We start from the raw sequence: 14,363 nt of genomic DNA on the forward strand, positions 1-14,363 counted from the left end.
GTTCCGGTTACGCCGCGCTCTCCGACTTCGACTTTGCCTGCTCTGATCCTCGCTCGAGACCGCGGCCCTTCCAGCGCGCCGCTCGTTTGCTAATGACCAAAACAGATATCCATATTGGAAAACTTCGAGGAATGGTAATAAACTCGCTTTATATTTCAAACGATCTAAAAATCAGGTTGATATGCCAAGGGGTTATATATGAACCTCCACCAGTTCCGCTTCGTGCGCGAGGCCGTGCGCCAGAACTTCAATCTCACGGAAGCGGCCAAGGCCCTGTATACAAGCCAGCCGGGCGTCTCGAAGGCGATCATCGAGCTGGAGGATGAACTCGGGGTCGAAATCTTTACACGGCACGGCAAGCGCGTGCGCTCGCTCACGGAGCCGGGGCGCATCATCCTCGCCTCGGTGGAGCGCATCCTGCAGGAAGTAGAGAGCCTCAAGCGCGTGGGCAAGGACTACGCCGCGCAGGATCAGGGCAATCTGATTATCGCCGCCACGCACACCCAGGCGCGCTACTCGCTGCCGGCGGCCATCGCCGAATTCAAGCGGCGCTTCCCGAAAGTGCACCTTTCGATTCTGCAAGGCAGCCCCACCCAGGTGGCGGAGATGGTGCTGCACGACCAGGCCGACCTCTGCATCGCTACGGAAGCCATCTCCGGCTATAAGGAGCTGGTGTCGCTGCCCTGCTTCACCTGGCACCACGTGGCGGTCATGCTGCCCGACCACCCGCTGCTCGAACGCAAGCCGCTGTCCCTCGATGATCTGGCCCAATTTCCGCTCATCACCTACGACAACGCGTTCGCGGGCCGCACGAAGATCAACGACGCGTTCCGCCTGCGCGGCCTCTCGCCCGACATCGTGCTCGAAGCCATCGACGCGGACGTGATCAAGACTTACGTGGAGCTCGGCATGGGCGTGGGCATCATGGCCGACATCGCCTTCAACGCCGAGCGCGACCGCCATCTGCGCGCGGTGCCGGTGGGCCACCTGTTCGGCAGCAACGTGACGCGCGTGGCGCTCAAACAGGGCGCCTACCTGCGCAGCTATGTCTATACGCTGGTGGAGCTGCTCTCGCCGAGCCTGAACCGCAAGCTGATCGAGCAGGCGCTCAAGGGCGAGCACGAGACCTACGAGCTGTAACGCGCGAGCCGTGACGGCGCGCGGACCGCGCCGAAAGAACAATCGAACGCCATTACAACAACGCTTCTCGCTTCATTTCCTCCTGGAGACCTATTGCATGAAGCTGCAACCGCGTCTGAGTTCGTCCCTGCTTTCACCCCTCGGTATGCTGCGTCCGGTCGCAGCAGCGGCCGCGCTTGCCGCGGCGGCGTTCGCTCCCGCCGCACATGCCGACCTCAAGGTCGGCATCGATCTGTCGAGCACCGGCCCCGCCGCCGCCATCGGCATCACGAGCAAGAACGCCATGCTGATGTGGCCCCCGGAGATCGCGGGCCAGAAAACCGACTACATCGTGCTCGACGACGGCTCCGATCCGGGCGCGGCGGTGCGCAATATCCACAAGCTCATCAACGAGGACCACGTGGACGTGATCGTGGGGCCGAACATCACGCCGGCGGCGCTCGCCGCGCTCGACCCCGTGGCCGAGGCCAGGACGCCGATGATCACGCTGGTGGGCTCGGGTTCCGTGGTCGAGCCGCAGCAAGGCGCGCGCGTGTGGGCCTTCAAGATGGCTCAGACCGACGCCGCGATGGCCGACGTGATGACGCGCTACATGGCCGCGCATGGGGTGAAGACGGTGGGCTTCATCGGCTTTGCGGATAGCTACGGCGACAGCTGGCTCAACGAGTTCACGAAATTCGCGAAGGAACGCAACATCCAGATCGTGGCGAGCGAGCGCTTTAACCGCACCGACGCCAGCGTGACGGGCCAGATCCTCAAGCTGATGGCCGCGAAGCCCGACGCCGTGCTGATCGCGGGCGCCGGCACGCCCACGGTGCTGCCGCAGCGCACGCTGGTCGAGCGCGGCTACAAGGGCGCGATCTATCAGACGCATGGCATCGCCACGCCCGAATTCATCAAGCTGGGCGGCAAGGATGTGGAGGGCACGCTGTTCCCGACGCAGCCCGTCGTGGTCGCGCGCACGCTGCCAGCGGACCAGCCGGCGCAGAAGGCGGCGCTCGCGTTCGTCGATGCCTATGAAGCGAAATACGGCCCGGGCACAGTCACGCAGTTCGCGGGCGATGCGGCCGGCGTCTACCCGCGCCTCTCGGATGCCGTGACACGCGCGCTCAAGACCGCGCAGCCCGGCACGGAGGCATTCCGCGTGGCGTTGCGCCGGGAGCTCGAGCACGCCCACGAGGTGGTCGTGCCCAACGGCGTGGTCAACACCAGCGAAAAGGACCACGTGGGCCTCGACCAGCGCGCAAGCGTGATGGGCACGATACGCGGCGGCAAGTTCGTCTATCTCGCCCAGTAACGCGGCTCGCTAGTCGAAAGCGGCCGGCCAGCGCCGCGAGCTGTGGAGCACGCGCAAGACCTTGATGGTCTGGCGCTCGATGCGGTAGGCCACGATGAACGGCGCGCCTTGCACGACCAGCTCGCGAGTGCCGGCCATGCGGCCCTGACGGCCGATCTCTGGGAAGAGCCTCAGCCGCCTGACAGCGGCTGCAATGTGCTCGTCCATCACGACGGCCGAGCGCGCGCTCCGGGTTACGGCAAAATCGAATATCGCTTCGCGGTCGGCCTGCGCGAGCGGCGACCATTCGAGCCTCAAGTCTTGCCCTTGCGGACGTGCGCGAGCCGGGGCCGCGCACCACGAGGCGCTCGCGACCCCTCGCTTTCCTCCGCCGGCTCCAGCGCCTTGTTCACCGCCGCCGCGCGCCGCTTCGCGAAATGCGCCTCCACCTCGTCCGCCTCGATGCCCGGCCGCGGATCTTCAAGCGCCTCCCGCACCTTCGCGCGGAACCACGCATCGTGCGTGGCCGGATCCACCGCGAAGTCAAAAGGCAAAGCGCCTTCGTTCGCGACGCGCGTGAGCAGGATGCGCACCGCGTCCGAAACAGTGAGCCCCATGTTTTCGAGCACCGCCGACGCGCGCTCCTTGAGCGCCGGATCGATGCGAACCTGTACCAATGCGCTTGCGCTCATCCCCCAACTCCTTCGCGTGATGTTCGAAGCGACATTGTAATTCATCTGTATGACGTCAGACATGCTGTTCCTTTGAAGCAGGTTAAACACGCTTCGAGTTTCGCAGCCTGACGCGATCCGCTCCATTCATCCGAATGGCCATGCGTGTCTGTCCCGCGCGCACGAGCCAGGACAAATACTGATCCACTTGCGCCCTTCCACCGCCGGTGGCAAGGCGCGGCGCAAAAGCCCTTTGGTACAATCTCGCGGTTGCCTGGCACCGTTTTTCTGCGCCACGTTCACCGCGCGTCCGGGGCCGGCCATCTGCACAGAACCCGAACCATAACGCCGAGTCATCATGAACATCGAACAAGCGCGTTTCAACATGATCGAACAGCAGATTCGCCCCTGGGAAGTGCTCGACCAGGACGTGCTGAACCTGCTCTCGATCGTCAAGCGAGAGCACTACGTCCCCGCGGCCTATGTCGATCTCGCGTTCGCCGACCTCGAGTTGCCGCTCCCCAACGACCAGCACATGCTGGCGCCGCGCGTCGAGGCGCGCGTGCTGCAGGAGCTCGCGGTGAAGAAGCACGAGAGCGTGCTGGAGATCGGCGCGGGTTCGGGCTACATGGCGGCGCTGCTCGCACATCGCGCGCAAAAGGTGCTGTCGGTGGAGATCGACACGGAACTCGCCGATTTCGCACGCGCCAACTTCGTGAAGAACGGCGTGCTGAACGCCGAAGTCGCGCAGGGCGACGGCTCGCGCGGCTGGGCCGCGAACGCGCCCTATGACGTGATCTGCGTCTCGGGCGGCCTGCCCGTGGTGCCGCAGGAGCTGCTCGAGCAATTGAAGGTGGGCGGGCGTCTGGCCGCTTTCGTGGGCGGCGCGCCGGTCATGGAAGCGCAAATCATCACGCGCATGGACGAAAAGCAGTACCGCATTGCGAGCGTGTTCGAAACGTATGTCGAGCCGCTCGAAAACGCGGTGCAGCCGTCGCGCTTCAAGTTCTAGGCCATATACTGTTGCGGGCCGCGCAGGCGGCTCGCTCTCCTCCAACTACCGGGTTTCACATGCAGAATCTGACCGCCCCCGCCCTCGCCGAATGGCTCGCCGACACCTCGCGCGAGGCCCCCGTGCTCCTCGACGTGCGCGAGCCGTGGGAGATCCAGACCGCCCATATCGCCGGCAGCGTCTCGATCCCGATGGCTCAGATTCCGGCCCGCAGCGAGGAGCTGGACGACGAGGCGCAGATCGTCTGCGTCTGCCACCACGGCGCGCGCAGCGCCCAGGTCGCGATGTTCCTCGAGTCGCGCGGTTTCACGAAGGTGTTCAACCTGCAAGGCGGCATCGACGCCTGGTCGCGCCAGGTCGACCCGAAGGTCCCCACGTACTGATTCACCGCCTCACTCCACCTCGCGCAGCACCAGCGCAACCGTCGAGAAAATCTCCTCGATCTGCGCCTCGTCCACGATCAGCGGCGGCGAGAACGCCAGGATGTCGCCCGTGTAGCGCGTGAGCACGCCCTTCTCGTAGCAGCGCACGAAGACCTCGTAGGCGCGCGCCCCCGGCGCGCCTTCGCGCGGCTCCAGCTCCACGCCGCCCACGAGCCCGAGATTGCGCACGTCGATCACATGCGGCTCGCCGCGCAGCTTGTGGATCTCACGCTCGAACACCGACGCCATTTGCGCCGCGCGTCCGAACAGCCCCTCGCGCTCGTACAGGTCGATGGCCGCGCACGTGGCCGCGGCGGCAACCGGGTGGCCCGAATACGTATAGCCGTGGAAGAGCTCGATGCCGTTGGGCGCGCCGCCCACGATGGTGTCGTGGATGCGCGCGCTCGCGGCCACGGCGCCCATTGGCACGGCCGCGTTGTTGGTGCCCTTGGCCATCGTCAACAGGTCGGGCGTCACGCCGAAGTAATTGGCCGCGAACGGCGCGCCGAGGCGCCCCCAACCCGTGATGACCTCGTCGAAAATCAGCAGGATGTCGTGCTTGTCGCAGATCTCGCGCAAGCGCTGCAGATAGCCCTGCGGCGGGACCAGCACGCCGGCTGAGCCCGCCACCGGCTCGACGATCACCGCCGCGATGGTCGAGGCGTCGTGCAGCGCGCACAGCCGCTCGAGCTCGTCGGCGAGATGTGTGCCCCAGGCCGGTTGGCCCTTCGAGAACCCCGCCTCGCGGATATTGAGCGTATGCGGCAAGTGGTCGACCGAGGGCAGCAGCTGGCCCGAATACGCCTTGCGGTTGGGCGCGATGCCGCCCACCGAAATGCCGCCGAAACCCACGCCGTGATAGCCGCGCTCGCGCCCGATGAAGCGCGTGCGCTGCCCCTCGCCGCGCGCGCGATGAAACGCCAGCGCGATCTTGAGCGCCGTGTCCACGGCCTCGGAGCCCGAATTCGTGAAGAAGATGTGCTTGAGGTCGCCGGGCGTGTGCTTTGCGATCTTTTGCGCGGCCTCGAAGGCCTTGGGATGCCCCATCTGGAACGTCGGCGCGAAGTCCATTTCCTCGGCCTGCGCTTTCACCGCGGCAACGATCTCGTCGCGGCAGTGCCCCGCGTTCACGCACCACAGGCCGGCGGTGCCGTCGAGAATCTGCCGGCCGTCGTGCGAGGTGTAGTACATCCCTTTCGCGCCGACGAGAAGCCGCGGCGCACTCTTGAACTGCCGATTCGCGGTGAAGGGCATCCAGAACGCGGACAGATCGGGCAGGCTGGCATTCATCTGCAACTCCTTGATCTCGTTGACATGGACACAAAGGCGATAGACGGAACTCGCAGGCACGCCTGTTCATGATGCCCGCGATGCTGCAATTCAGTTCATGCGCGTCGAACGTGTCCGACGCTTCAGACCTGCAGTTTAGGTAGCCGGCCACACATGCACAGCGATGCAGCGCGCGACGGGTGCACCGCTGCCCGCCGCCATGCATTCGCGCACTGCAACGATGCACTGCACCCGAACATGAATCGCATTGCACCACATTCGCCCGTGGGTTGCGCGGCGACACGCGAGGCGCGCGCCGCCCGCGCCTTGTGCCGCCACGCATCGCGCATCTTCCACGCGCGGCCACCACCTGGCACAACGCTTGCAGTAATTCCTCCGCAAGACTGAACACCTGACGTCGACGCGTAACCAAACGCGCCACGACCCACGACTTGAACCAAAGGGGCACACATGAAACGTCGCAGTCTGTTGAAACTCGGGACGATGTCGGGCGCACTCGCGCTCGCGGGGCGCGTGCCGTTCGCGCACGCCGACACGGGCAGCGGCCCGATCAAGGTCGGCATCCTGCACTCGCTCTCGGGCACCATGGCGATCTCCGAGACCTCGCTCAAGGACACCGCGCTGATGACGATCGCCGACATCAACAAGAACGGCGGCGTGATGGGCCGGCAGATCCAGCCCGTGGTGGTCGACCCGGCGTCGAACTGGCCGCTCTTCGCCGAAAAGGCCCGCCAGCTGCTCACCCAGGACAAGGTCGCGTGCGTGTTCGGCTGCTGGACCTCGGTGTCGCGCAAGTCGGTGCTGCCGGTGTTCGAGGAACTGAACGGCCTGCTCTACTACCCGGTGCAATACGAAGGCGAGGAGATGTCGCGCAACGTGTTCTATACGGGCGCGGCGCCCAACCAGCAGGCCATCCCCGCCGTCGAATACCTGATGAGCGCGGAAGGCGGTGGCGCGAAGCGTTTCTTCCTGCTCGGCACCGACTACGTGTATCCACGCACGACCAACAAGATCCTGCGCGCCTTCCTGCACTCGAAGGGCGTGCAGGACAGCGATATTCAGGAGGTCTACACGCCGTTCGGCCATAGCGATTATCAGACCATCGTCGCGAACATCAAGACCTTCTCGCAGGGCGGCAAGACCACCGTGGTCTCGACCATCAACGGCGACTCCAACGTGCCGTTCTACAAGGAGCTCGGCAATCAGGGCATCAAGGCGACCGACGTGCCTGTGGTCGCGTTCTCCGTGGGCGAGGAGGAGCTGCGCGGCATCGACACGAAGCCGCTCGTCGGCCACCTCGCGGCCTGGAACTACTTCATGTCGGTGAAGGGCCCACAGAACACGAAGTTCAAGGAGCAGTTCGCCGAGTGGGTAAAGATCAACAACCTGCCGGGCGGCAGCAAACGCGTGACGAACGATCCGATGGAAGCGACCTTCGTGGGCATCCACATGTGGAAGCAGGCCGTCGAAAAGGCCAAGAGCACCGATGTCGACAAGGTGCGCGTGGCGATGATCGGCCAGACCGTGGCGGCGCCCTCGGGCTTCACGCTCACGATGGACGGCAACCATCATCTGCACAAGCCCGTCATGATTGGCGAGATCCGCGGCGACGGCCAGTTCAACGTGGTATGGCGGACCAAAACGGCAATCCGCGCGCAGCCGTGGAGCCCCTTCATCGCCGGCAACGAAGGCAAGCCTGACGTCGTGAGCTCGAGCGTCTTGCCCGCCTTCCTGCGCCGCTCGCGCGTCGCCTGAGGTCCTGCAGCACCGCGCGCCTCGCCGCCGTGCGCGGCGCGCACTGCACCCGTGCTTGCCTACGCTTCGATTCGCCGAGCCGGCGCGCAACGCCGCGGCGTCATCGGGCAATGCACGGCAGCCCGCACCAGGAAGAAATCACCATGGCTCTCCTACTCTCGAGATTCGTCCGGGTGCGAGCGCGCGTCCGCGTACGCCGCGCACGTGCCGCTCACCCGCTCGTGCTTGTGCTTGCACTCGCGCTTTGCGCCGCATTCTCCTCGGGCGCCCATGCACTCGAAGCCGCCGACGTCGCACCGCTTGCCGGCGACGACTTCGATGCGAAGTCCACCGCCATCGACAAGCTCATCGCGACGCACGACGCCGCATCACTTGCGCTGTTGAAGGCGCTGGCCGACGACAACGTCACCGCAACGGACTCCGGCGAAGTGCTCGTGCAAGACGGCGCGGATGGCCAAAACGCACGCGACGCCGCCACCGGCAAGGCGGTGCCGCCAGCCGTCGCGGCGAGCGCGCAGCCCATTACGCTGAACAACCTGCTGCGCTCGAAAGTGGCGGGTGCGGTGTCGGGCCTGCAGCTCGCCTCGCCCGACCTGGAGACGCGCCGTGCGGCCATCGCCGAGCTGCTGAAGAATCCCGACCCGGCAATGAAGCCGATGATCGACGCGGCGCGCGCGAAGGAAACCGATCCCGCGCTCAAGCGCCGCCTCGACACGCTCTGGGCGATGACCGCCCTGCACAACCCGAACGCGGCCACGCGCCTCGAGGCCGTGAAACTGGTGGCCGCGCGCCACGACCTCGACATGTACGAGCTGCTGCGCCCGCTCGTCGCGAAGAACGCGAGCGGCGCGTTCAACGAGCCCGACGCCGAGGTGCGCGCCGCCGCCCAGCAAGGCATCGACGCGCTCGACGCGATTCAGCGCCGCAACGAGATCGCGGGCACGCTGTTCGCTGGCCTCTCGCTCGGCAGCGTGCTGCTGCTCGCGGCGCTGGGTCTCGCGATCACGTACGGGCTCATCGGCGTCATCAACATGGCGCACGGCGAGTTCCTCATGATCGGTGCGTACGCAACTTATGTGGTGCAGACGCTGTTCCAGCGCTATGCGCCGGGCGCGCTCGACTGGTATCCACTGCTCGCGGTGCCGGCTTCGTTCGTCGCCGCCGCGCTCGTGGGCGCGGTGATCGAGCGGCTCGTGATCCGCCATCTGTATGGACGTCCGCTCGAAACGCTGCTCACCACCTTCGGCATCAGCCTGATCCTGATTCAGGCCACGCGGATGATCTTCGGCGCACAGAACGTGCAGGTCGAGAACCCCGCCTGGATGAGCGGTGGCGTCACCCTCATGCAGGACCTCATCCTGCCGTACAACCGCCTCGCGATACTCGCGTTCTCGCTGATCGTCGTGGCCATCGCGTGGGCCGTGCTCACGAAGACGCGCCTCGGCCTCTACGTGCGCGCCGTCACGCAGAACCGCCGCATGGCCGCGTGCGTGGGCGTGCGCACGGCGCGCGTCGATGCCTGGGCGTTCGCGTTCGGCGCGGGCGTCGCGGGTCTGGGAGGCTGCGCGCTCTCGCAGATCGGCAATGTAGGCCCGGACCTCGGGCAGAGCTACATCATCGATTCGTTCATGGCCGTGGTGCTCGGTGGCGTCGGGCAGATCGCGGGCACGGTGATCGGCGGCTTCGGCCTCGGACTCGTCTCCAAGGCGATCGAACCGTTCTGGGGCGCGGTGCTCGCGAAGATCGCCGTGCTCGTGCTGATCGTGCTCTTCATCCAGAAGCGTCCGCAGGGGCTGTTCGCCCTCAAGGGCCGCAGCGCGGAGGCATGAGATGACGACCGCCACCTCCACCACCCCGCGCGCCTCGTACGGCGCACCCGCTCCGCAACACGGCGACGGCCCCGAAACCTTCGCACTGGGCCTGCCCGCGCGGCCCGCCCTGCTCTCACGCCGCGCGTGGCTCGCGCTCATCGCGCTCATCATTGCGATGGGCGTGGGCGTGCCGCTGTGCGCGCTGGTGCTGCCGCAATCGAGCGCGCTGCATCTGTCCGCCTATACGATGACGCTGGCCGGCAAGCTCATGTGCTACGCGATCGCCGCGCTCGCGCTCGATCTCGTGTGGGGCTACTGCGGCATCCTGAGCCTCGGCCACGGCCTGTTCTTCGCGCTCGGCGGCTACGCCATCGGCATGTACCTGATGCGCGAGATCGGACACGACGGCAAGTACGGCAGCGATCTGCCCGACTTCATGGTGTTCCTCGACTGGCATGCGCTGCCGTGGTACTGGCAAGGCACGCAACATCTCTGGTACGCGCTGCTGCTCGTGGTGCTCGTGCCCGCCGTGCTGGCCTGGGTATTCGGCTTCTTCACGTTCCGCTCGCGCGTGAAAGGCGTGTATCTCTCGATCATCACGCAGGCCATGACCTTCGCCGCGATGCTGCTGTTCTTTCGCAACGAAACGGGCTTCGGCGGCAACAACGGCTTCACCGACTTCAAGCGCATCGCGGGTATGCCCATCACCCATCCGGGCACGCGCACCGTGCTCTTCCTGATGACCTTCGCGACGCTCGTGCTCGCGTTTCTCGCCGCGCGCGCCATCGTGGCCTCGAAGCTCGGCCGCGTCGTGACCGCCGTGCGCGACGGCGAGACGCGCCTCATGTTCCTCGGCTATAGCCCGCTCGGCTACAAGCTCTTCGTGTGGACCGTCTCGGCCGTGCTGTGCGGCATCGCGGGTGCGCTCTACGTGCCGCAGGTGGGCATCATCAACCCGAGTGAAATGTCGCCGGGCAATTCGATCGAGATGGCGATCTGGGTGGCCGTGGGCGGACGCGGCACGCTGATCGGCCCGATCATCGGCGCGTTTGCCGTGAACGGCGCGAAGAGCTTCTTCACCGCCTACTTTCCGGAGTACTGGCTATTCTTCCTTGGCCTCATTTTCGTGCTCGTCCCGCTGTTGCTGCCCAACGGCATCGTGGGCCTGATCGAACTCGTGACGCAGCGCGTCAAGCACCTTGGCGCAGGAGGCAAACGCTCATGAACGGCCACCTCATCCTCAACGACCCGCTCGGTCACAATCCGTTCGACGATGACAAGCTGACGGTTTCCGGCGTTGCAACGATGGGCCACGTGGTCGAGCCCGGCGCCATCGACATCTCGCACGGCACGATCCTTTACCTCGAAGACGTGAGCGTGAGCTTCGACGGCTTTCGCGCGCTCAACAAGCTCTCGCTCGAGATCGACGCGGGCGAGCTGCGCTGCGTGATTGGCCCGAACGGCGCGGGCAAGACCACCATGATGGATGTGATCACCGGCAAGACTTCGCCCGATTCCGGCAAGGTCTTTCTCGGCCAGGCGCTCGATCTCACGCGCATGAACGAGCCCGCCATCGCGCGTGCGGGGATCGGCCGCAAGTTCCAGAAGCCCACGGTGTTCGAGCAGCATCCCGTCTGGGAGAACCTCGAGCTCGCCATGAAGGCCGACAAGGGCTGGTTCGCCACGCTGCGCGCGCGCCTGGACCGCCACGCGCAGGCGTTGATCGAAGAGACCCTCGAGGTAATCCGGCTAGAGGGCGAAGCGCGCCGCCTGGCGGGCGAGCTTTCGCACGGGCAGAAGCAGCGGCTCGAGATCGGCATGCTGCTGATGCAGCGCCCCGCCCTGCTGCTGCTCGATGAGCCGGCCGCGGGCATGACCGACGACGAAACCATGGAGCTCGCCGCGCTGCTCAATCGCCTCAGAGGCAGTTGCTCGATGATGGTGGTCGAGCACGACATGGAGTTCGTGGCCGCGCTCGCGGGCGAGACCGGCCGCGTGACGGTGATGGCCGAGGGGCGCGTGCTCGCGCACGGCACGCTCGACGACGTGAAGCGCGACGACGCGGTCATCGAATCCTATCTGGGCCGCTAAGCCCGTTGCGCCTGTTTGGCACGGCTTAGGCAATACAAGGCATCGACATGCTCACCATCGAATCGCTGAACCAGTATTACGGCGGCAGCCACATCCTGCGCGACGTCTCGATGACGGTGCCCGAAAGCAGGCTCACCGTTCTGCTCGGCCGCAACGGCGTCGGCAAGACCACCTTGCTGCGCTGCCTCATGGGCGTGGTGCCGACAAAGAGCGGGACGATCGCCTGGCGCGACACGGCGCTCACGAAGCTGCCCACCCATGCGCGCGTCGCGCACGGCCTCGCCTACGTGCCGCAGGGCCGCGATATCTTCCCGCGCCTCACCGTGGAGGAAAATCTGCTGGTGGGCGCGGCGAGCAAGAAACGCATGCCCTCCGGGGTGCCCGAGCACATCTATGCGCTCTTTCCCGTGCTCAAGGACATGAAGGCGCGGCGCGGCGGCGATCTTTCGGGCGGCCAGCAGCAGCAACTGGCCATCGGCCGCGCGTTGATGAGCGATCCGCAACTGCTGATTCTCGACGAGCCCACCGAAGGCATTCAACCCTCGATCATCCAGGACATCGGGCGTACCCTGCGGCAACTCGTCGAAGAGATGAGCCTGACGGTGCTGCTCGTCGAGCAGTATTACGACTTCGCGAAGGCCATTGCGGACGGCTACTGGGTAATGCGCCGCGGCGAGATCGTGGCGGGCGGCCCGGGCGCCGACATGGACGCCGACGGCGTGCGGGAGATGATCGCGGTCTGAGCCGCCAACGGCGCATGCTATCCTGCTCGGCACCTCTCGCCCACGCCCCGTTTTCAGCATGTCGCTTCATGAAAATCACGCCGCTCTCGCCAACACCACTTTGCGCAGCCACGCTTCTCAGGAATGGCTGGCCAGGCTCGAACTGGGTTTCGAGCAACACGGCGCGCGCACGACGCTCGCGCATCGGCTGCACGTGGGGCCGTTGCGCGTGCAACGGGCGCTCTACCCCGAAGGCGACGCGATCTGCCACGCGGTGATCGTGCATCCGCCCGCTGGCATCGCCGGCGGCGACCGGCTCGACATCGACGTGAACGTAGGCGACGGTGCACATGCGGTGCTCACTACGCCGGGCGCCACCAAGTGGTACAAGTCCAACGGCCGCGTCGCGCGCCAGCGCATCAAGCTGCGCGTGGGCGCGGGCGCAAAGCTCGACTGGCTGCCGCAGAACAATCTCGTCTTCGATCACGCGCACGCCGAGCTCGACTTCTCGCTCACGCTCGCAGAAGACGCGACGGCCATCGGCTGGGACGCCATGCAGCTCGGCCGCCAGGCGGCCGGCGAGCGCTGGTCGGCCGGCATGGTGCGCTCGCTCACGCGGGTGGCACGCGCCGCCACGCAAGACACCGACGAACAACTCATCTGGTTCGAACGCGCGCTGGTGGACGCCGCCGACCCGCTGCGCGACGCGCCGCAGGGGCTCGCGGGCTATCCGGCGTTCGGCACGCTGTGGGCCGTCGGCCCGGCCTGCAACGAGGCGCTCGCGCAAGATCTCGCGGTCACGCTCCCCTTCGACGCGGCCTTGCGCGCGGGCGCGACCTGCGTCGCGCCGGGCGTGCTGCTGGTGCGCGTCATCGCGCGCTCGATGGAGCCGCTGCAGCAGACGCTCACGCGATGCTGGACGCAGTTGCGTCCCATCGTGCACGGCGTCAAGGCGGCTCCACTGCGACTGTGGACGACCTGAGGTCGCGCCGCAACTGGCGCTCCTGCATCACGATATCCTGCGCAATCCTGAGCTTCATGCGGGGCGTTCGACCTGAGCAACGCATCGAATCGGCTCCCGATTTCGCACAACTCCGCTTCGTCGTGAGTTGGGGCTATGGATAGCACAGAGAAAGGCCCAATGCCGAACAGCGAGGGGTATGGGACGTGTCGCTTCAATGCCCCTCAACAATCGGGCATTGGCCACCGCACGCACTGGAGATTCGGAGAAAAAGGCCCGCTGCGGATCCGGGGGGAAACACGGCGGGCGAAGATTGCAAGCGCACCCAGTTACGGGCGTAAGGTAACGCTACCGGCTCCCAATTCACCGCTCCATCCGTGTATACCCCCTTGAGCTTCAATGAACCGGAGTTCCCGGCGTGGCCGAATGATACGACGAGATCGAACTGGCATTGACGGTATCTTCGCGTCGAAAATAAATCTGTAAGCAAGCTGACGCATGCCTGACATTCCCAATCCCGCTCATTGCTTGTACTGAGCGCAGCGGTCTTCCCAAGCCATCAAGTCTGCCACCGTGGAATTATTAAATAGCTTATACAAAGATAAAATTAAATAACTTGCTAAAGCAAAGCCCCCCCTCGAAAACCCCTGATATGGAACGTCGCTTTGTGTTCGTCATCGTACATAGCTCTCTCATACTGTGCGTAGAATTCGATCAAACCAAAAGAAAAGCGATGAAAGGCCAGTCAATTGAGCGCATGAAAAATAGAAGGATGTTCCGTAACCATGAATTAAACGCCTTCTGACTGACATGAAGAACAAGTGTTACATAAACAACAATTAAATTCATTATCGCATTGTTACTTCGGCACTTTGTATTAACGTTATTAGCAAATAGATGCAATACGGTTGTGCAAGAGCAAATTTCACAAATTGCCTGGCATGGCTGAGGGGACTAAAATGAACTACTTTGCTTCTTATCGCCCAGTCTCATTTCCGCACCACGACCGACGCGCTCCGCCCGGGGCGCAATAAAGGTCGCACACCCGCACATCCCGTAAGACTCGCGGCCTATTCCAGCGCGCAATCTTGACAAGCTGAACATAGCTTTAGTTGGTTCGGCTGGGGATATCTTATTCATTTTTTGTCCTTAGTATTCCTGAGGACAACGTGAGCAGACTGTTGGCGTGAAGCTCTGCCCATACTTTTCTCT

General features: G+C 64.9%; 12 protein-coding genes and 1 pseudogene. 10 read left to right on the forward strand and 3 right to left on the reverse strand.

What is annotated here, in order from left to right:
- Positions 1-198: 198 nt before the first annotated feature.
- Complete coding sequence (locus BO1_RS33055) at positions 199-1,140, forward strand: CysB family HTH-type transcriptional regulator (RefSeq protein WP_028221219.1); 942 nt, start codon at positions 199-201, stop codon at positions 1,138-1,140.
- A gap of 145 nt (positions 1,141-1,285) precedes the next feature.
- The gene (locus BO1_RS33060) at positions 1,286-2,437 is read left to right on the forward strand and encodes an ABC transporter substrate-binding protein (RefSeq protein WP_028221220.1); all 1,152 of its coding nucleotides are present in this window, start codon (positions 1,286-1,288) and stop codon (positions 2,435-2,437) included.
- Between the two features lie 9 nt (positions 2,438-2,446).
- Here BO1_RS33060 and BO1_RS33065 read toward each other — a convergent pair whose 3' ends face one another.
- Complete coding sequence (locus tag BO1_RS33065; RefSeq protein WP_028221221.1) at positions 2,447-2,734, reverse strand: type II toxin-antitoxin system RelE/ParE family toxin; 288 nt, start codon at positions 2,732-2,734, stop codon at positions 2,447-2,449.
- Positions 2,735-2,817: 83 nt separating this feature from the next.
- Positions 2,818-3,108: pseudogene (locus BO1_RS61455) on the reverse strand (type II toxin-antitoxin system RelB/DinJ family antitoxin); the annotation flags it as partial.
- 337 nt (positions 3,109-3,445) lie between these two features.
- Here BO1_RS61455 and BO1_RS33075 point away from each other — a divergent pair.
- The gene (locus tag BO1_RS33075) at positions 3,446-4,099 is read left to right on the forward strand and encodes a protein-L-isoaspartate O-methyltransferase family protein (protein ID WP_028221222.1); all 654 of its coding nucleotides are present in this window, start codon (positions 3,446-3,448) and stop codon (positions 4,097-4,099) included.
- A gap of 59 nt (positions 4,100-4,158) precedes the next feature.
- Positions 4,159-4,482: a rhodanese-like domain-containing protein gene (locus BO1_RS33080; protein ID WP_028221223.1), complete on the forward strand. Its 324-nt coding sequence runs from the start codon at positions 4,159-4,161 to the stop codon at positions 4,480-4,482.
- Between the two features lie 9 nt (positions 4,483-4,491).
- Here the strand turns inward: BO1_RS33080 and BO1_RS33085 are convergent, their stop codons facing one another.
- Positions 4,492-5,811, reverse strand: a complete 1,320-nt coding sequence (locus tag BO1_RS33085) for an aspartate aminotransferase family protein (protein WP_043287577.1) — start codon at positions 5,809-5,811, stop codon at positions 4,492-4,494.
- Positions 5,812-6,261: 450 nt separating this feature from the next.
- Between BO1_RS33085 and urtA the strand changes: the two genes are divergently transcribed.
- The 6 genes from urtA to BO1_RS33115 all read left to right on the forward strand — a co-directional run bounded on the left by urtA (position 6,262) and on the right by BO1_RS33115 (position 13,172).
- Entirely contained in the window at positions 6,262-7,566 is a 1,305-nt protein-coding gene (gene urtA, locus BO1_RS33090) for an urea ABC transporter substrate-binding protein (protein WP_028221225.1), read from the forward strand.
- A 143-nt stretch (positions 7,567-7,709) separates the two neighbouring features.
- Positions 7,710-9,395, forward strand: a complete 1,686-nt coding sequence (urtB, locus tag BO1_RS33095) for an urea ABC transporter permease subunit UrtB (protein WP_156992524.1) — start codon at positions 7,710-7,712, stop codon at positions 9,393-9,395.
- Between the two features lies 1 nt (position 9,396).
- Positions 9,397-10,602 carry an urea ABC transporter permease subunit UrtC gene (gene urtC / locus BO1_RS33100; protein ID WP_028221227.1) on the forward strand — a complete coding sequence of 402 codons (1,206 nt, stop codon included), beginning with the start codon at positions 9,397-9,399 and terminating at the stop codon, positions 10,600-10,602.
- A gap of 80 nt (positions 10,603-10,682) precedes the next feature.
- Positions 10,683-11,468, forward strand: a complete 786-nt coding sequence (urtD, locus tag BO1_RS33105; protein ID WP_407670031.1) for an urea ABC transporter ATP-binding protein UrtD — start codon at positions 10,683-10,685, stop codon at positions 11,466-11,468.
- Between the two features lie 47 nt (positions 11,469-11,515).
- A complete protein-coding gene (gene urtE / locus BO1_RS33110) occupies positions 11,516-12,211 on the forward strand; it encodes an urea ABC transporter ATP-binding subunit UrtE (protein WP_028221229.1) in 696 nt (231 codons plus the stop codon).
- A 58-nt stretch (positions 12,212-12,269) separates the two neighbouring features.
- Positions 12,270-13,172, forward strand: a complete 903-nt coding sequence (locus BO1_RS33115) for an urease accessory protein UreD (protein ID WP_028221230.1) — start codon at positions 12,270-12,272, stop codon at positions 13,170-13,172.
- Positions 13,173-14,363 lie beyond the last annotated feature (1,191 nt).

Origin of the sequence: Paraburkholderia oxyphila NBRC 105797 (assembly GCF_000685075.1) — a bacterium.
Classification (GTDB): domain Bacteria; phylum Pseudomonadota; class Gammaproteobacteria; order Burkholderiales; family Burkholderiaceae; genus Paraburkholderia; species Paraburkholderia oxyphila.

Bases quoted from the DNA above. Each gene is read 5' to 3' on its own strand.
- BO1_RS33055 (WP_028221219.1), top strand. From the start codon at position 199: ATGAACCTCCACCAGTTCCGCTTCGTGCGCGAGGCCGTGCGCCAGAAC.
- BO1_RS33060 (WP_028221220.1), top strand. From the start codon at position 1,286: ATGCTGCGTCCGGTCGCAGCAGCGGCCGCGCTTGCCGCGGCGGCGTTC.
- BO1_RS33075 (WP_028221222.1), top strand. From the start codon at position 3,446: ATGAACATCGAACAAGCGCGTTTCAACATGATCGAACAGCAGATTCGC.
- BO1_RS33080 (WP_028221223.1), top strand. From the start codon at position 4,159: ATGCAGAATCTGACCGCCCCCGCCCTCGCCGAATGGCTCGCCGACACC.
- BO1_RS33085 (WP_043287577.1), bottom strand. From the start codon at position 5,811: ATGAATGCCAGCCTGCCCGATCTGTCCGCGTTCTGGATGCCCTTCACC.
- urtA (WP_028221225.1), top strand. From the start codon at position 6,262: ATGAAACGTCGCAGTCTGTTGAAACTCGGGACGATGTCGGGCGCACTC.
- urtB (WP_156992524.1), top strand. From the start codon at position 7,710: ATGGCTCTCCTACTCTCGAGATTCGTCCGGGTGCGAGCGCGCGTCCGC.
- urtC (WP_028221227.1), top strand. From the start codon at position 9,397: ATGACGACCGCCACCTCCACCACCCCGCGCGCCTCGTACGGCGCACCC.
- urtD (WP_407670031.1), top strand. From the start codon at position 10,683: ATGGGCCACGTGGTCGAGCCCGGCGCCATCGACATCTCGCACGGCACG.
- urtE (WP_028221229.1), top strand. From the start codon at position 11,516: ATGCTCACCATCGAATCGCTGAACCAGTATTACGGCGGCAGCCACATC.
- BO1_RS33115 (WP_028221230.1), top strand. From the start codon at position 12,270: ATGTCGCTTCATGAAAATCACGCCGCTCTCGCCAACACCACTTTGCGC.